This is a genomic window from Flagellimonas onchidii (assembly GCF_004804315.1).
Classification (GTDB): domain Bacteria; phylum Bacteroidota; class Bacteroidia; order Flavobacteriales; family Flavobacteriaceae; genus Flagellimonas; species Flagellimonas onchidii.
Genome location: NZ_SRXX01000001.1, coordinates 47,193 through 65,988, shown reverse-complemented (window position 1 = coordinate 65,988; position 18,796 = coordinate 47,193). Strand labels below are relative to the sequence as shown.

Genomic DNA, 18,796 nt, shown 5'->3' with positions numbered 1-18,796 from the left:
TTTGTTTGTTTAGGAAACCCTATTTTAATAGGGTTTCCTTTTCTTGTAATAAAAGAGTTCAAAAATGTTGATTGCTATGAAGATGAAAATGAGAATAAGTTTTCTAATATACATTACATTACTTTGTTTAGCTTCTTCTTGTAAAACTGATAAGGAGGCAAATAATAAAGTGATTGCACAAAAAAAACAATTTGAACTCATCCCTCACACGATAAGTGGTTTGGCGTTTAAAAACCCTGTGCCTGAATCAAAGACCATGAACGGGCTTTCTTATGAATATTACTACAATGGAGGAGGTGTGGCCATCGGTGATCTAAACAATGACAACCTCCCCGATATTTTCTTCACAGCTTCAGTTTCTCCCAATAAGCTTTACCTCAATAAAGGAAATTTAAAGTTTGAAGATATTACCAAGGAAGCACAGATTATAGATACCCCTAGTTGGACAACTGGAGTTGCCATGGCCGATGTTAATGCGGATGGGCTTTTGGATATTTATATTTGTAGATCGGGAAGATTGGGTGAAGAACAAAGAACCAACAAATTGTTTATCAATCAGGGCATCAATGAAAACAACATTCCACAGTTCAAGGAAATGAGCAAGGAATACGGATTGGCAGATGCTAGCTATTCTACTCAATCCCTTTTTTTTGATTATGATAAAGACGGAGATTTGGATATGTTCTTATTGAACCATAATGTCCTCACTAAAAGATTTGAAGGGTTTGATAGAAATAAAAGAGCTGATCTGATTGGTGACAAACTCTACCGAAATGACAATGGAAAATTCGTTGATATTAGCCATAAAGCCGGAATCAACGGCAATGAAATAGGATATGGGCTAGGAGTGGCCGCAGGTGATTTGAATAATGACGGCTGGCCCGATCTTTATGTTTCCAATGATTATGATGAGTATGATTATCTCTACATCAACAACCAAGATGGAACCTTTTCCGAAAAAAGTAAAGAACAGCTAAAACATATATCCTTTTATTCCATGGGAGTAGATGTAGCCGATTACAATAATGATGGTCTTTTGGATATTTTTTCCGTTGATATGGTCTCCGAGGACAACTACAGAATCAAGGCAAGTATGAGTGGTATGAATCCAGAAAGATTTTGGTTGGCCGTGGAAAGTGGCTTCCACCATCAATATATGTTCAACAGCCTACAACGGAACAATGGTGATGGGACTTTTAGTGAAATGGCCCATTTGGCTGGAATTTCAAACACTGATTGGAGCTGGGCTGTATTATTGAATGATTTGGACAATGACGGTTATAAGGACCTCTTCATCACAAACGGCTTAAAAAGAGATTTTAGAAACAATGACTTTGTCAGGTTTAAAGAAAAAGTAATCCTTCAAAATGCGGATAAGGAAATTGACCAAGATTCCATGTATCATAGGTTGACTCAGTTTATTCCTCCAAGGCCCGCTGTAAACTCTATATTTCTTAACAAAGGAGATTTAAGTTTTAAAAAAATGAACAAGGATTGGGGTCTGGAGGTTGAAAGTTTTTCCAATGGCGCATCTTTGGCCGATTTGGACAATGATGGGGATTTAGATATGGTGGTCAATAATATGGACAGCTATGCTTTTTTATATAAAAACAATTCCAACGAAATCTCCGCTAACAATTTTTTAAAGGTTCAGTTAAGGGGAACAAAAGATAACCCATTTGGGATTGGGACAAAACTATACTTGGAGTATGATGGCCAATTACAATATCATGAACATTATTTAACACGTGGGTTTCAATCCTCTTTGGATCCTACAATTCATTTTGGGATAGGCAATAATGAAAATTTGGACAAGCTCAAAGTGGTTTGGCCCGATGGAAAAGTGCAAATCATCAATGATGTAAAAGTCAACTCCACACTTAAGGTCAATTATGTGAACTCCAAAAACATGGGTGAACACAACCCGATATCGAAAAAGCTTTTTGCTGATGTATCTGACAAAGTTCATTTTAGCAAAAAACATAAAGAAAATAAATTCAATGATTTTGAAAGAGAGACCCTTTTGCCTCATAAAATGTCAGAGATGGGCCCGGCTTTCGCCTCCGCAGATGTAAATGGAGACGGAATGGATGATATTTATTTTGGTGCTTCAAAAGATAATGCTCCTAGTTTGCACATACAACAAGAAGATGGTAGTTTTCTAATGTCAGTTCAACCTGTTTTCCAGGCCGAAAAAAAATACGAAGATGTTTCTGCTTTATTTTTTGATGCAGATGGAGACAATGATATGGATCTTTTTGTGACAAGTGGCGGAAATGAATATGCTAAGGGTTCTAAATGGTATCAAGACAGATTATATGTCAATAATGGAGAAGGTAATTTCTCAAAATTTATAGAACTTCCAAATTTAACCATTAGTAGCTCTTGCGTAAAAGCAGTGGATTTTGATGGTGATGGCGATCTAGATCTTTTTGTTGGAGGGAGACAACAACCAGGGGAATATCCTTTCCCAACATCTAGTGTGTTGCTCAAAAATGAAAGTACGACTGAAACTATATCTTTCGTTGATGTTACCGATACTATGATATCTGATCTTCGTGATATTGGAATGGTCACAGATGCAGTATGGACGGATTTCAATAGAGATTCATTGACAGATTTGATTGTTGTTGGTGAGTGGATGGGGATTAAAGTATTTCAGCAATCAAAAGATGGGTTTGAAGATATTTCTGAAAGAACAGGAATTGCAGATGAAACGGGCTGGTGGTACAGCATTGCAGCCGGTGATTTTGATAAGGATGGAGATGATGATTTTATTGTTGGAAACCTTGGTTTGAATTATAAATATAAGGCCACTAAAAAAGCTCCATTTGAAATTTATGCCAAGGATTTTGATGAAAACAAAACCATTGATATTGTTTTGGGGTATCATAATGAAAACAAACTTTTCCCTTTAAGGGGCAGACAATGTTCTTCTGACCAAATGCCCTTTATAAAAAAGAAATTTCCTAATTATGATTCGTTTGCAAAGGCTTCTTTGATAGAAGTGTATGGTGGAGAAAATCTTGAGAATGCCCTAAACTATAAAGCAAACAATTTTTCAACATCTTATATTGAGAATTTGGGCGAAGGAAAATTTAGAGTGTCGTCTTTGGATAATGAAATTCAAATCTCATGCGTAAATGCTATCCATGTGGACGATTTTGACCAAGACGGTAATTTGGATGCTTTCGTGGCAGGTAACAACTATGGTGTAGAAGTGGAGACCATAAGGAGTGATGCCAGTTTTGGAATGATGCTTCGAGGCAATGGGAAAGGCACTTTTGATATTCTTCAGCCAAATGAAATAGGCGTTTCCGTCGATGGTGTTGTTAGACATATTGTCAAAATAGAAACAAAGGACAAACAAAAAAGCTTGCTAGGTATTGCCAAAAACAATGCGCCACTGCAGTTTGTGGAATTAAACAGGTAATTTAAAGTGTAGGGTGAAGATGGGTATGCAAACAAGCTTCGGTACAATTTTCTATAAAGGGATAATAAGCATTTTGATAGTTGTGGTTATTGGTTCGTGCAAAAACAAAGGTGATATTGCCGACAAACTTGAACCGTTCGGGGAACTCAGCTTTGCATTGGTGGAACCTTCACATAGCGGCATTCAGTTTGAAAATAAGATAACCGAGGGAAAAAGACTCAATTATTTTACCTATCCCAATATCTATTCTGGTGGTGGTGTTGCCGTAGGAGATCTGGACAATGACGGTCTGGCCGATATTTATTTTAGCGGTAATATGGTCGAGAACAAACTGTACAAAAATAAAGGCAATATGCAGTTTGAAGATGTGACAAGTAAAGCAGGTGTGGCAGCATTGGATGTGGTGCGGTGGACAAGGGGAGTTACCATGGTAGATATCAACAATGATGGCCTTTTGGATATTTATGTCAGCGTAAGTGATCCACCGGGCAGGCGCAATAACCTACTATATGTGAACCAGGGAGGGATGATCTTTAAGGAAATGGCATCTGATTATGGCATTGATGACAACAGTAATTCCGTACAGAGTGTTTTTTTTGATTATGACAGGGATGGTGACCTTGACCTCTACATTTCAGTTTACCCACCTTTCAACCTTTATAATTCCAATCCATTTTTTAAGGAGAAGAATGAAAACCCATCACTAGAAGAAAGTGATAGATTATATCGCAATGAAGGAAATGGAAAATTCACTGAAATTACAGAAGAGGCAGGTGTTTTAAATTACGGGCTTACCCTAAATGCAAGTATATCTGATTTTAATTCGGATGGTTGGTATGATATTTATGTATCGAACGACTTTAACGCCAAAGATTTTTTATACATCAATCAACAAGATGGCACTTTCAAGGATGAATTAGAGGATTATTTTCCTCATACATCAAATTTTGGAATGGGAACGGATGCTGCAGATTTTAACAATGACGGCTATATGGATCTTTTTCAAAGCGACATGATGTCGGACAGTAACATCGGCAAAAAGACCAACATGTCTGCAATGAACCCGGAAATTTTCAATGAAGCCTTAACGTCAGGACTCCATTATCAATTTATGAGAAATACCCTTCAGCTGAACAATGGCAACGGCACTTTTAGTGATATTGCGGAAATATCGGGAGTTGGGTATACCGATTGGAGTTGGGCCCCCCTGTTTGTTGATTTAAACAATGATGGATGGAAAGATCTATTCGTGAGCAATGGTATGCGAAGAAATGTGAACAACAATGACTATCTGATTTTTTCGAGCAGATTGTTTGCTCAGAAAAAAATAACCCCTGAAAATCAGCATAGATTGGTAGAGTATATTCCTGAAAATCCGGTTGACAACTATGTTTTTATCAATACTGGAGAATTAGGGTTTAAAAAAGAAATAAACAATTGGGGGTTGAGCTATGAAGGATTTACGCATGGAGTGGCCTATGCCGATTTTGATAAAGATGGGGATTTGGATATGGTATTCAATAATCAGGATGCAAAAGCCCTGATTTTTGAAAACAAGGCAAGGCAAGTATTTGAAAACCAAAATTACGTTCGTTTAAAACTAAAAGGAGGTGCCAAAAACCGCAACGGGCTGGGTGCTAAAGTAAGCTTGGTCACAACAGATGGAAGCATTCAAACCCAAGAATTCATTTTATCAAGGGGCTATCAATCATCTGTGGAGCCTGTTATGCATTTCGGTTTGGGAAAAATTAAAGGAGTGGATGCAATACATATAAATTGGCCCGACGGAACCCTTCAAAAATTTACGGACATAAAAGTAAATCAGGAATTGTTGGTCGAAAAAGAAATGACCGGAACAAAAGAACTTTTTTCGACTGCAGATAAACATAAAGACAAGAGCTTTTCTCCGTTGCATGTCAACATTGATTACCAGCATAAGGAAAACCTTTTCGACGATTTTGAAAGAGAAAGCCTTTTGCCCCATAAAATGTCTCAGTTTGGCCCAGCTATGGCCGTCGGAGATGTAAATGGTGATGGTTTGGAAGATTTATATATAGGTGGGGCCAAAGACCAAAGTGGAAGCCTTCAAATACAACAGGCGAATGGGAGTTTTATTGAATCCCAACAACAGTACTTTGAAACAGATGAAAACCAAGAAGATACCGGAGCTTTGTTTTTTGATGCCGATAAAGATGGTGATCTGGATCTTTATGTGGTCAGTGGCGGAAATGAAGTTCAGCAAGGGAATGAATATTATAATGACCGTTTCTATGAAAATATAGATGGTGTTTTTTATAAAAAAACAGATGCAATTCCTACAATAATATCCAGTGGATCATGTGTAGTGCCGTGTGATTTTGATAAGGACGGAGATATTGATCTTTTTGTTGGGGGAAGACAGGTCCCAGGGAGGTATCCCTCTCCTGCAAGCAGTACCCTCTTGTTAAACGAGAGTGACAAGGGAGAATTTACCTTTAGGGATGTCACTATGGAAATGGCTCCTATGTTAGAAGATATTGGCATGGTAACCTCAGCTGTATGGCTTGATATTGATAACGATACCTATGAAGACCTTGTCTTTACAGGGGAGTGGATGCCGATAAAAATGTTGAAAAACCATGGTAATATGTTTACGGATATTTCAGAATCTTCAGGATTGATGAATGAGACAGGTTGGTGGAACGCCCTTGCTTATGCTGATTTCGATAATGACGGGGATTTCGATTTAATAGGAGGTAACTTAGGAAAGAACTACAAGTATAAAGCAGATTATGAACATCCATTTAAAATTTATGCCAAAGATTTTGATGACAATAATACGTTTGATATCGTTCTAGGTTTCTATGAAAAAGATGAGCTGTACCCTTTAAGAGGGAGGGAATGTTCATCTAACCAAATGCCTTTTATAAAGAAGAAGTTCAAAACGTATGATGCGTTCGCAAAAGCGTCATTGACTGAAGTGTATGGAGAAGAAAATTTGGGGGATGCCATACGATATGAAGCAAAAAACTTTGCTTCTAGCTACTTTGAAAATTTAGGAGATGGGACATTTAAGACAAAGCCGTTGCCCCAATTGGCACAGATATCCTCAATAAATGACATAGAAGTGGGTGATTTTGATTCAGATGGTCACTTGGACGCAATAGTTGCGGGAAACCTTCTGGGTTCAGAAGTAGAGACCCCTAGAAACGATGCCAGCTATGGTGTTTTTTTGAAAGGTGATGGGAAGGGAGGCTTTACTGCTAAATTCCCTTATGAAAGTGGTTTGAATGTAAATGGAGAGGTGAAACAAATTGAGCCAATCAACTTGTCCAATATGGATAGAAAATCATTTGTATTTACCATTAACAATAACAAATTGGTTTTCTATTCTGTTGAAACACCCCTTGATAATGATGGTTAGGTAAGAATAACAAAAAAACAAACCAAGATTTAATCAAATATCAAAAATTAAGATAGAAAATGACAAAGATCAAAACTTTGATGGTAGTGATGGTGTTTCTGCTTATGACAGGAACCACATTTGCGCAAAAAGGGAAATTGGTAAATAGTGTGGACATTCCGTATTTGAAAGGTGAGAGTCGCAAGATGTTTGAAGCCAAGCCCTCGGAAGACTTTGATACGAACGAATGGTTTACCAATGACCACTGTTTTATCATTGACAAGAATGGAAAGTTACATTGGTTTGGAATTAACAACCCTTATCCTCCTGAGGGTAAAGAACTTTATCGTTACCACCCTTACTTGGGGCACCTCACAACCAATGAGGCAACTGGCAACTGGAAGCGCGAAGAAATGGCTCTCACCGAAATCGATGGTACGGAATACTTGGGAGCTCCTTTTGTCATTTACCATGAGGAGTCGGATAGATACGCTATGGTCCTTGAGACCTATTTGGAAGGTACAAGACGTTTGGAAGTGGCGTGGTCGGATGATCTTCACACATGGGAGCGTACCTATAAAGCTATTTTGCCGAACGATTTGTGGATTTCCTCGCGAGACCCTCATATCATGAAAGGCCCTGACGGTAAATACTGGATACATATAGTATCTACTGGTAACAAAGGAGTAAAGCAATCACAAGTACTTCGTATCCGAACTAAGGATTTTATGAATTTTGAAGCACCAGAGACTATTCTTGGTATAAACGACAACAACTTTGCGACCCTTATAGAGTCACCAAGCGTATACAAGCGTGATGACATTTGGTACTTGCTATTCACTTATGCTCACAGACGCTATACCGAGACCATTGTAATCGCTTCAGAAGATCCAGACCATTTCGATTACGAAAACAATGTGGTGACGACACTATTTGGGCATGCCGCCAAAATATTCACTTATAAAGGCAAAGAATATATTTCCTCTTGTGGCCCTGAAGATAGGCATTATTACAAATATCAATCTGTAACCCTTGCAGAATTGGGTTGGGCAATTCAGGGAAAGTAAAAAATGTAGTAGTCAGAGTTCTATGATATCAAACAAATCTGTATCAGGCTATTTTTGAGGATGGCTTTTCAAGTTTTAAAAAGTAAAGCAAAATGAAAATAATACTGATTGCTGTAATTCAATTAGTTGTTCTGACGAATTCAGTCCATGCCCAGTTTGGCCAGACGAAGGTGCTGAATTTTATGGGCGATAATGGCTATCAGCATGACTCCAAGCCTGAAGCACAGCAAATGATTGAGGAGCTGGGTCAGAAGCACGGTTGGGAAGTAACCAGTACCAGTGACCCAAGTGTTTTTAGCATCAAGCAACTCTTTAGCTATGATGTGGTCATATTCAATAATAATTGCGGTACCGATGGTGCTATTCTGAAAAAAGACGAACAAGCCGCTTTTCAGCAATACATCCGCAATGGCGGAGGTTTTGCAGGTATCCACTGTGCAGGGGCGATATGGCATGAAGGTGGACAATTTCAGCAATGGTATGAAAAACTCATAGGTACAAGATTGGTTACCCACCCTCACGTACAACCTGCCACACTTACGGTGGACAATCCTAAGCATCCCATTACCAACCACCTGCCCCACGCATGGGCAGTGACCGATGAATGGCACCAATTCGGGTACAGCCCACGAGAGAGTGTCAATGTACTTCTGACACTGGACGAAAACTCATATCGAGGTAACGAAAAAATGAATGGTGACCATCCCTTTACGTGGTATCAACATTATGATGGGGGCCGCTCATTTTTCACCTCCTTAGGACACACCAAAGGCATATACGCCGATGATAATTTCAGGAAGCTGATAGCCAAAGGAATTCAATGGGCAGCAGAGAAAAGTTGGGAATACCTTCCTATAACACAAGGACTCTTATTGGATTTAGATGCCGATCAGAACATACAACTTGAGGATGGTAATAAGATAAAAGCGTGGACAAACAATGCACCTGATGATAAAATAGGTGCTTTTTACAAACAGGACGAAGGTCGAGTGGTAAAGGGTAGTGGTCGCCCAAGGCTGGTGTTGAACCATCCCGCTATCAATGGACACAATACCGTGGTATTTCACCGTCAGGAATTGGTGAACGATAAAGAAGACGGCTTTGATCACTTGATGAAAGGTTCAGGCTATACCTGGGCAGCCATAATGGCTGTTTACGAGCAAATCCCCGACCTGCCAGGAGTAAGCTCCTTCTTTGGGAATCTGCGCAACTCCAATCTTGACGGAAAGGGCAAATATGAAGGTTTTTGGGCAGGACTCTCCGATGATAACCACCTTTGGATGAGCACCCGAAACGCCATAACCTTTGGCCGTTGGGACGAAAATAATCCGTACCTCGTTTCTCCAGAACCTTTGGAAGAAGGTCGCTATTATCTGGTCATGGGAAGATTGGCTCCAGGTACCGGTACCGTCACTTCGGAATTGTTTTTGAACAATAGTCTGCCCATAGATAACCAACCCTATCCGTCAAACTTAGACGTTGACCCGTCTAAAATGGTCATAGGGCAAGAGCGGGATGCTACAAACCATCCTGGTAAAGAATCCTTCGATGGAGAAATTGCCCGTTTTCTCATTTATGAAAGAAGTCTGTCCAATGAAGAACTGGAAAAGTTAGCACAGCATTTAATACAGAAATATAACCTTAATAATAGATAGAATTATGAAAACACTGTTTCAAATCCTTGCATGTGTACTCCTTTTAACGGCTACATCGTGTCAACAGATAAAAAAAGAGGAGCAAACAACTACTGATACCAAAGAGCTTTCATTGCTAGAACGGGCTGAAATCCCGTATCTCAAAGGAGGAAGTGATGTGATTTTTCCCGCCAAACCTTCTCCCGATTTCGACGACAGCCAATGGTTTACCAACGACCATAATTTTGTGATTGACAAAGAAGGCAAATTACACTGGTTTGGCATCAACAATCCCTATCCCCCCGAAGGTAAAGCTTTATACAGATACCATCCGTATCTAGGGCACCTATCCACGGAAAATCCAACTGGGGAGTGGAAGCGTGAAAAATTTGCCATAGACGAATCCAAAGGCACCGAATATGTAGGTGCTCCTTTCATTGTATGGCATGAGGAATCTGGGCGATGGGTGATGGTCGTGGAAACCTTTTTGGACGGTAACCGTAGAATGGAAGTATGTTGGTCCGATGACCTTTACAACTGGGAACGCACCTATAAGGCCATTTTGCCCGAAACACTGTGGCTTACGGCTCGGGACCCACACATTATCAAAGGAGATGATGGTAAGTACTGGGTTCACCTTGTAAGTGTTGATGATAGTGTGTCACCTACCATATCGCAAGTGGTTCGACTGAAAACTACCGATTTTGTGAACTTTGAAGAACCGGAACCTATCATGGGCATTGCCAACAACGTAAGCTGGTGTGGTGTGGAATCTCCTTTCCTTGTGGAGCGTAACGGTCTATGGTATCTGTTTTTTACTTATGCTCACAGGCGTTATGCCGAAACCATTGTAGTAGTGTCTGATAATCCCAACCATTTCGATTACGAAAACAACCGTGTAACGACTCTTTTTGGCCATGCAGCCGAAATATTTGAGTGTAAAGGTAAAACCTATATTTCGTCCTGTGGTCCTGAAGATAAACAGACTCTTAACCATCAATCTACTTCATTGGCAGAGTTGGGGTGGTTGAAACAGTAACTTAAAACGTGTAAGAAAAAATCAATTTCTAATTATGTCTCCATTCATTCATTCATTTGATTCCTAGTAAATTGTATTGTTGGTTTGTATTTCGTTTCTCGATTGATAGAAGATAGGTGAATTGTATTTATATCTATTACAACTTAAATGCAAATAGTATAAATGAGAAGTGTTATTACAATTAAGAATGTGGCCCGGGCAACGGTTTAGGGGCACAAGATGTATAAAACAGGAACAAGGGATAGAATAAAGAAAAAAGCGCAAGAAATAAATTAGGGTATAAATCGAATCGCTTGGCACAAGACTTCAGGAATAAACAAAGTAAAGTTCTAGCTGTGGTTGTTCCAGATTTAAGACATTATTTTTTTGTAAGGTTTGTATCTGATTTTATGGAAGTTGCTCAAGATGAAGGATATTCGATAATTATATTTCAGTCTGGGAAAAACCAGATGTTGAAAAGTAAATTATCGTTGGTAGCTAAGGTTATTGCCTCGGTTATCAATGATAATATTCATGGAAGCTAATTTGATGTTTTGAGGGAAGGGAATATCCCTTGCTTGTTCTTTGATCGCGTACTTGAAGAGTCCAAGGCCTCGCAAGTTCTAGTCAATAATTATCAAGGTGCTTATGATGCAGTGACCTTGATGATCAAATCGGGCAAGGAATAAATTGCTTACACATCCACACGATACCAACACAAAATATTTCAGGACAGAAAGGCTGGTTATAAGCAAGCAATATTGGATAACGGCTTATCATACCGTAGGGAATTGGTTGTGGAAACGGGTGATTTCTTGATGGATGGATTCACTCAAGCTGGTATGCTCATGGAATTAATGGAAAAACCCGACGGAATTATAGCAGCTAGGGACGAAATAGGAATTGGGGTGATTAAGTATTTAACAAAAAGGGGAAAAAAGGTGCCTGAAGATATGGCTGTAATAGGTTTTGACAATGACCCTATGAGGGTTGCCTGTGAGTCAGAACTTAACTACGGTGTAACAATGTATTTCCCCAATCGTATCAAGTATATTTGAGATGTTGTTGAATCAGATAATTACAGGAACTGTTAACACTGAAAAGAGGATAATAAAACCTAAAATTATATATCGTGGTTCGGTCTAGTTTGATTATCCCTGGGAAGGGAAAGAAGAAATATGTCAAAATCTTACAAATGCGCAAAAATCTATAGTAAACCTACCGTTTTTCTATAGGCGGCAGGAGATATCTTCATTACCCTACAAAACACCTTGGTAAAGTGATATCTATCAGAAAAACCGCAAGTGAATGCTATGTAATCAATGCTCATATTCGTATCCAAAAGCAGATTATTTGCTTTCTCTAACCTCATTTGTTTTATAAAACTACTTGGGCTTTGTCCAGTATTTTTATGAAATAACCTTAAAAAAGAACTAGGAGATAACATTATTTTTTTTGAGAGTATTTCATTGGTCAATTTAGAATCAAGATTGTTTTCTATATAGTCAATTATGGTTCTGATTTTTTCGTCCGTCCGCTTTTTTGACCAAACAGAAAGAGGCAATTTATTGACAATGGAAAGAACAAGACTATAGATGGTCAAGGATTGTTTTATAGAAAAATTGGCTGAATCGTTGATTAATCCTTGTGTGATTGTGCTTAGCTGATTTTTTTCCTGTTCTGTCATCAGTAATGGGTATACCCCGGGAGTGACATTGTCAAAAGGATGGCCCAACGTAAAATGAATGAAGAAATGAATAATGTTACCGATTTGTTCGTGATGATTCTCCTCTTCTTTTGAGTTTATTTTACCGCATTTGAAGAAATAATCCGTTTTTTCATCTGCCTTAGATGCGTCTATATTATTAGAGAAAGGTGTATATGGAGGAATAAGATAGATATTCTCTGGAGTAAGGTAAATTTTCTCATTATAATAAACATACGCCCCAGGATTTTTGTTCCAATATAATCTCCAATATGGGAATGACATTTTTTTTCCCTTCCATGCCTCAAACCACCAATACCTACAACAGAGCACTTGAAATTTTAATTTCCTGAATATTTGATGGTCAGTGGATGGGTCACCACTTTCCGAAATTTGTCTTGCAATTAACATACAATGTAAAATTATACATAAATTCTTTAATTTAAGTCGGCATGAAGCAAGTCTCAAGGATTTGAAGTTTCGACGTTTTTGTGAATGGTGAACTTAAAACCCTTAAAAACAGGGAAATTGAATTACTTTTTGCTGACTAATTTAGCTTTTGATGCTGATTTGGCATGGTCATATATGGTCTGGTAATTTAAATTCATTATTGCACGGAATGTAAAAATAAACACAAAATTGATTAAGCTGTACACTGATCTTTTCTGATACAGAAATATCTTTGATTGAGGATTGATATTTTTTTGCAAGAAAAATACTCGGAGAATTCTTTTGGATTATTTCTTCGAGTTAAGAATTGCATTGTGTCAAGAGGGGTAAAATGAAGTTGATGGATTCGATGTAAAACCATGAAGTAAAAACTTTTATATGAGAACTAGACTAAAGGATTTGGCCGCGATTTCTGGATTTTCTGTTTCTACGGTATCTAAGGCGTTGAACGATTGTCATGAAATAAGTAGAGAGACCAGAGCAGAGCTCAAGGAGCTGGCCTATAACTGTAACTACATCCCAAATTACAATGCAAAGGCCTTGAAAAAACAGGAAAAAGACATAATAATGGTATGTTTCCCCAAGTTTAGATTAAAAGATTACTCGGATATTGTGGAGGGCATTTATGAAAAAGCTCTTTTTTATGGTTACGGTATAATTCTTCATATGGTTGAGCCAAGTTTTTGTAAAAAATTTGTATTGGATATAAATACAATTAGCCGAATTGATGGTGTGATTACCATAAATGATTTTAAAAATACTTGCTCATTCAATTCTAACTGGGCCGAGGGTTCCGATGTTCTTATAGATGAATGCCTTCCTTCGGTTACCTATGGCAATGATAAGACCAAAAAATTAGATAAGGATGAGGCACGCCAATTGGGCCATAAAATCTGTAAGGGTTTGATCAGAAACATTAGAATGGGAAATAGGAAATTAATGGATTTTTGAGATAGAGAATTGTGGTATTTGGGAATCTCATTTTGAATAATCTTTTTGATAATTTTTTTGACGTAATCGTTTATTAGTTTATGAGATAATGTTCGATTTCCTTTGGGGCATTTTACTTCACAATATCTTATTCGTTTATGGAATTGCATTGAAAAGTAAAGTTTTAAAACAAACTTCAAAAATTACATTCTGCACTTCAATTGACTTATGTGAATCCGTATTCAATTTATCTGCTAATTTTTTTCGGCATTCGTAAAAATTGACACAAAATTGAATAAACAGTACAACGAATATGAGTGTAACAAAGGTATTTTTAAGAATTTATCGATTTTTATAAAAATTTAATTTTAGTAAAAGTTTAGAATATGGATGAAATAAACGGAAAACAAAAGCCAAAAGTTGTGGAAAAAGGGGTGTTGATACCTTTTATTTTAGTAACATCGCTGTTTGCATTATGGGGCTTTGCGAATGATATTACTAATCCCATGGTTTCTGCTTTCAAGAAAATATTGGAGTTGGATAATTTTCAAGCTTCATTGGTGCAAATGGCATTTTATGGGGGGTATGGAACAATGGCTTTGCCTGCCGCTATTTTTATTAGGAAATATTCGTACAAGAAAGGTATAGTTCTAGGTCTGGTGCTATACTCTTTAGGAGCCCTCCTTTTTTATCCTGCAGCAGCACTTGAGGAATATATAATATTTCTTTTAGCACTTTACATTTTGACTTTTGGTCTTGCCTTCCTTGAAACGGTGGCCAATCCATACATTCTTTCCATGGGAGATGAAAGAACCGCTACGCAGCGTTTGAACTTATCCCAGGCATTTAATCCTATGGGGGCTTTGGCTGGTCTATATGTTGCCCAAACATTTGTTTTGGGTGCATTACAATCAGATGATTATAGCGCTGAAGAATATGCGGGTCTTTCTGCCAGTGCAAGAGAGGCCATTAGAACTTCCGATTTGATGGTTGTAAGGGATCCTTATGTCGCTTTAGGAGCCTTTTTGCTGATAGTTTTGGCAATTATTGCATTTTCGAAAATGCCGGAAAAGAAGGAAACGGATACTTCCGGAGTCCTAGTGTCCATAAAACGAATCTTTAAGAAATCCCATTTTACGGGAGGTGTTATAGCCCAGACATTTTACGTCGGTGCACAAATTATGTGTTGGACATACATCTATCAATATGCTGAAACATTAGGTATTGATAATCAAGCTGCTGTTAAATATGCCATGACTGCACTTGGGGTGTTTTTGTTGGGTAGGTGGATATGTACCTTTTTGCTTAGATATTTTAGCTCGGGAAAACTTCTTGCAGTTCTTTCATTTGGGGCGATAGCCTGTACACTGGGAGCTATTTTTATTCCTGGAATGAATGGATTGTATAGTCTTGTGGGTATCTCTTTCTGTATGTCATTAATGTTTCCAACAATTTACGGGATAGCTCTGAATGGTCTTGGGGATGATACAAAATACGGTTCCGCCTTTTTGGTAATGGCAATTGTAGGTGGGGCAATATTGCCTGTTTTACAAGGAATGATCTTGGATTTTGGAGGAAAGGGGTATGATGATGTATTGATTCTTGGAGTTTCCGAAGTAAGATTTTCTTTTATTCTTCCATTGTTGTGCTACGTAGTAGTGGCAGTTTACGGTATCCTGTCTTACAGGAAATGGGAAAATAAAGTTGAAACGAATTGATAAAATTTAAATAAACAAAATATAAAATTATGCCTTCATTAAGATTAGATGAAAACGTAAAGGAAAATACCGGTCTTCCGGTTATTGGGGTATTTGCAACATGTGACCCAAGGATAGACCAAGATTCGCGTACACGCGCAGCGAACATTATAAAAATGGCTTCGGACCAACTTTCTGGTGCCGTTCGAACACCAAATGGAACAGAAGTTCCCGTAGTGTATTCCGATGTTTTGGTCGATGGGGAAAAACAGGCCGATTTGGTGGCCTCACAATTCAAAAAAGCGGGAGTTAACATTATCGTTTGTGTGCCGGATACTTGGGCATTCCCGCAGCTGACGGTAATGTCCTTATTGTCGCATTTTCCATCAGACACACCTTTTAATTTTACCACCGGAAACAGTGGCCCAAGGCCAGGAGTAGTGTTTACCCATGCTACCAATGGTGCTTTGGCACAATCGGGCAGATTGGTACACATTAATGTTGGAAGCTGGGATGATACGGGACTTGATCCTGTAATGACCGAAGAAACCAAAGAAGCGCTTATCGATTGGTGCTATGCGGCGGTTACCATTCAAGGCCTTAAAGGAAAGCGAGTGTTGGTGTTTGGACACGATTCTATGGGAATGGAAACTGCATTGCCTCATGTTGCGGCCACCAGAAACCAGTTTGGGCTTGAAATTACCCGTATGGACATGAAATTCTTGGCGGATCTATTGGCCAAGGAATCCTATGATAAAGAAGAACTGGGGAGATTAAGAACATGGCTTACCGAAGGGTCTGCCGGTATAGAGCTTCCAGAAAATGTGGATAGTGATAATTTGGACAAGAGTCTTGCACTGTATTTGATAGTGCGCGATTTGATGAAAGAGCTTAACGCCGTTGGGGGTGGGTTCATGAGCCAGTTGGAATGGGGATCCGATGCAAGAGGTATCCCATTGCCTGTAGCCGATATCATGGAATCGCTGTTTAACTCAACATTCGACCACAACGGACCAAAAGAAGTTGTTCCTTATGCAACCGAGGCCGATGTACAGGCATTGTTGACGCAATTGTTCATGACGTGGTTATCAGCAGGTAATCCGCCATTGTTTATGGACTTTAGAAAAGTATGGAGCGCAGAGGAAATTAAGGATTTTGCAAAAGCACAAGGTGTTGAATTAAGTGGTGATGCGGTTTGGGAGCAAAAAGGTTTTGTGGATGGTGTAAATTCAGGTTCAGCTTCATTTGATTGGGCAGCCCTTCCTGGAACCGACCCCAAAGACATTTTAAAGAACATTACATTTCCTAAAGCAGTGGAATATTTCTCCTACCTAGGAAATTCAGTACACTATATTTCTCCAGAAGGAATTGAAGGTATAGCTGCACGATTGGCATACAGCTCACTTTCAGGAATGTTCTCCATGGTATGGGACGAAGCAGAAACGGTGCTTCCACCTCAAAAATTGGCACAAGCCGTTTGTGAAACAGCCAACCCGACTTGGCCACATACTTTTGTGATGCCAAAGTATGCTACCATGGATGAATACAAGCATTATGCGCCAGCCAATCACTTCCACATGACCTGGAATTTAAAAAGGTCAAGATTGCAATTTTGGATGGACATGGCCAATGTGCTATCAGTTACCCCATGGGCGGCAAAACCAGTTTACGAAGAAGGGGTAGATAGACCTATTCCATTGTTGTACATCATCAACGGAGGGGAAGATCAAACCAAAATAATGAGACAAAAGTAATCGGTCGATGAAGTTTACACTCGGATTGGATTTTGGTACAGGTTCCGGTAGGGCGTGCATCTTGGATGTAGGTTCAGGAGATATTGTAGCTACAGGAGTATGTCCCTATGATGGAGGGGAAGCTGGAACTTATGTGGATTCCAATAATCCGCTTTTGGCAAGGCAATCCCCTTTGGAATATATGAGGTCGCTCGAAGTAGCTGTCAAAAATGCAATGAAAGATTTTCAGGCCAAAGGTTTTTCTTCGGAAAATATTCTAGGTATAGGTGTGGATGCGACAGGATCCACGCCCATACCTGTACAACAGAACATGCAACCCTTGATGGCCTTGCCTGAGTTCAAAGATAATTTGGATGCCTATGCATGGCTGTGGAAAGATCACACTTCTGTGGGTGAAGCTTTGGAAGTTACCCAAAAAGCTTCCGCGTCCAGACCAGAATATTTGGCAAAATGTGGTGGGACCTATTCATCGGAATGGTTTTGGTCCAAGGTTTGGCACTGTCTAAATGTGGCTCCCGAAGTTTTCGATGCTGCATACAGTTGGGTAGAGCAATCAGATTTTATCCCTGCCACACTCGCAGGAATTTCCGATGTGTCCAAACTAAAGCGAAATGTTTGTGCAGCCGGACATAAAGCCATGTATTCAGAAAGCTGGGGAGGCCTTCCCGATAAAGAGTTTTTGGCTTCACTCAACCCAAAGTTGGCTGAATTAAGGGATAGGTTGTATGATAATGCATACACTTTTGAGGAAACCTTAGGAGTGTTATCTCAAGAATGGAGTGAGCGTCTGGGTGTGCCAGCAGGTATTCCAATTGCTGTAGGGGCACTGGATGCCCATGTTGGGGCCATTGGAGCAGGTATTGGGAACGGAAAGTTTGTGAAGATCATAGGGACATCAACCTGTGATATCATGGTGTTTCCGTTAAAGGATAAGCCCGAAGATTTTAATGGTGTAGCCGGAATTGTTGAAGAATCGGTGCTGCCGGGTTATGTTGGAATTGAAGCAGGTCAGGCAGCGGTCGGGGATTTGTTGAATTGGTGGGTACAACATGTGCTCAAGCAAGAAAGTTCCTATCATCAGGTGCTTACAGAAAAAGCAGATCAGCTTAAGGCTGGAGAAAGCGGTTTATTGGCATTGGATTGGAACAACGGTAACCGAAATATTCTAAGCGATCAACAATTATCAGGATTGCTTATCGGTCAGACATTGGCGACAACAGACTATGAAATTTATAGAGGATTGATTGAAGCAACGGGATTTGGTGCGCTAAAGATCATTAAACTGGTCGAAAGCCAAGGAATCACCATTGATGAGATCATAGTTACTGGGGGAATTGGACATAAAAATGAAATGTTCATGCAGATTTATGCGGATATCATGGGATGTCCCGTAAGGTTGGTGGAAAACCCTGAAACAGTGGCGGTCGGTGCTGCTATCATGGCTGCTGTGGCCCATACAAGAAGTATTGGTGAAGATGTTTCCATTGATGAGATTGTTGGAAAGCTCTCCGTACCATCCGAAAAAGTTTATGAACCAGATGCGGCAGAGCATTCCGTATACACCAAACTTTTTGGAATCTACTCACAGCTTCATGCTAAATTTGGAGAGAAGGACAGTGTAAAAGATAATCTTTTCAGTGTGATGAAAGACCTTATGGCCATTCGGAATGAAGCATTGAATTGATTTAAACCACTTCAATAAAATAAATAATAGAATATGTTTTTG

At 39.2% G+C, this 18,796-nt stretch carries 12 protein-coding genes; 11 read left to right on the top strand and 1 reads right to left on the bottom strand.

Going from position 1 to position 18,796, the window contains the following annotated elements; all coding sequences use genetic code 11:
- Positions 1-169 precede the first annotated feature (169 nt).
- The 7 genes from E4661_RS00200 to E4661_RS00170 all read left to right on the top strand — a co-directional run bounded on the left by E4661_RS00200 (position 170) and on the right by E4661_RS00170 (position 11,592).
- A complete protein-coding gene (locus tag E4661_RS00200) occupies positions 170-3,433 on the top strand; it encodes a VCBS repeat-containing protein (RefSeq protein ID WP_168796294.1) in 3,264 nt (1,087 codons plus the stop codon).
- A 25-nt stretch (positions 3,434-3,458) separates the two neighbouring features.
- Positions 3,459-6,836, top strand: a complete 3,378-nt coding sequence (locus tag E4661_RS00195; RefSeq protein ID WP_168796293.1) for a VCBS repeat-containing protein — start codon at positions 3,459-3,461, stop codon at positions 6,834-6,836.
- Between the two features lie 59 nt (positions 6,837-6,895).
- Positions 6,896-7,882, top strand: coding sequence for a glycoside hydrolase family 32 protein (locus E4661_RS00190; protein ID WP_136464799.1), 987 nt, complete (start codon positions 6,896-6,898; stop codon positions 7,880-7,882).
- A gap of 92 nt (positions 7,883-7,974) precedes the next feature.
- Positions 7,975-9,537, top strand: a complete 1,563-nt coding sequence (locus E4661_RS00185; RefSeq protein ID WP_136464798.1) for a ThuA domain-containing protein — start codon at positions 7,975-7,977, stop codon at positions 9,535-9,537.
- A 4-nt stretch (positions 9,538-9,541) separates the two neighbouring features.
- On the top strand, positions 9,542-10,555 hold the full coding sequence (locus tag E4661_RS00180; RefSeq protein WP_136464797.1) for a glycoside hydrolase family protein: 1,014 nt from the start codon (positions 9,542-9,544) through the stop codon (positions 10,553-10,555).
- 293 nt (positions 10,556-10,848) lie between these two features.
- Complete coding sequence (locus tag E4661_RS00175; RefSeq protein ID WP_136464796.1) at positions 10,849-11,079, top strand: LacI family transcriptional regulator; 231 nt, start codon at positions 10,849-10,851, stop codon at positions 11,077-11,079.
- Positions 11,080-11,223: 144 nt separating this feature from the next.
- Positions 11,224-11,592 carry a substrate-binding domain-containing protein gene (locus tag E4661_RS00170; RefSeq protein WP_136464795.1) on the top strand — a complete coding sequence of 123 codons (369 nt, stop codon included), beginning with the start codon at positions 11,224-11,226 and terminating at the stop codon, positions 11,590-11,592.
- 149 nt (positions 11,593-11,741) lie between these two features.
- Here E4661_RS00170 and E4661_RS00165 read toward each other — a convergent pair whose 3' ends face one another.
- Positions 11,742-12,650: a helix-turn-helix domain-containing protein gene (locus E4661_RS00165; protein ID WP_136464794.1), complete on the bottom strand. Its 909-nt coding sequence runs from the start codon at positions 12,648-12,650 to the stop codon at positions 11,742-11,744.
- A 417-nt stretch (positions 12,651-13,067) separates the two neighbouring features.
- Here E4661_RS00165 and E4661_RS00160 point away from each other — a divergent pair, with 417 nt between their 5' ends.
- From E4661_RS00160 to E4661_RS00145, 4 genes are all read left to right on the top strand, one after another.
- Positions 13,068-13,640, top strand: coding sequence for a LacI family DNA-binding transcriptional regulator (locus tag E4661_RS00160; protein ID WP_136464793.1), 573 nt, complete (start codon positions 13,068-13,070; stop codon positions 13,638-13,640).
- Between the two features lie 365 nt (positions 13,641-14,005).
- Positions 14,006-15,337: an L-fucose:H+ symporter permease gene (gene fucP, locus E4661_RS00155; protein ID WP_136464792.1), complete on the top strand. Its 1,332-nt coding sequence runs from the start codon at positions 14,006-14,008 to the stop codon at positions 15,335-15,337.
- 29 nt (positions 15,338-15,366) lie between these two features.
- Positions 15,367-17,070 carry a hypothetical protein gene (locus E4661_RS00150; RefSeq protein WP_136464791.1) on the top strand — a complete coding sequence of 568 codons (1,704 nt, stop codon included), beginning with the start codon at positions 15,367-15,369 and terminating at the stop codon, positions 17,068-17,070.
- Between the two features lie 7 nt (positions 17,071-17,077).
- Positions 17,078-18,754, top strand: coding sequence for a ribulokinase (locus tag E4661_RS00145; protein ID WP_136464790.1), 1,677 nt, complete (start codon positions 17,078-17,080; stop codon positions 18,752-18,754).
- Positions 18,755-18,796: the final 42 nt, after the last annotated feature.

Excerpts from the sequence above, each read along its gene's own strand:
- E4661_RS00160 (WP_136464793.1), top strand. The coding sequence starts at position 13,068 with ATGAGAACTAGACTAAAGGATTTGGCCGCGATTTCTGGATTTTCTGTT.
- E4661_RS00195 (WP_168796293.1), top strand. The coding sequence starts at position 3,459 with ATGCAAACAAGCTTCGGTACAATTTTCTATAAAGGGATAATAAGCATT.
- E4661_RS00165 (WP_136464794.1), bottom strand. The coding sequence starts at position 12,650 with ATGTTAATTGCAAGACAAATTTCGGAAAGTGGTGACCCATCCACTGAC.
- E4661_RS00150 (WP_136464791.1), top strand. The coding sequence starts at position 15,367 with ATGCCTTCATTAAGATTAGATGAAAACGTAAAGGAAAATACCGGTCTT.
- E4661_RS00185 (WP_136464798.1), top strand. The coding sequence starts at position 7,975 with ATGAAAATAATACTGATTGCTGTAATTCAATTAGTTGTTCTGACGAAT.
- fucP (WP_136464792.1), top strand. The coding sequence starts at position 14,006 with ATGGATGAAATAAACGGAAAACAAAAGCCAAAAGTTGTGGAAAAAGGG.
- E4661_RS00145 (WP_136464790.1), top strand. The coding sequence starts at position 17,078 with ATGAAGTTTACACTCGGATTGGATTTTGGTACAGGTTCCGGTAGGGCG.
- E4661_RS00190 (WP_136464799.1), top strand. The coding sequence starts at position 6,896 with ATGACAAAGATCAAAACTTTGATGGTAGTGATGGTGTTTCTGCTTATG.
- E4661_RS00180 (WP_136464797.1), top strand. The coding sequence starts at position 9,542 with ATGAAAACACTGTTTCAAATCCTTGCATGTGTACTCCTTTTAACGGCT.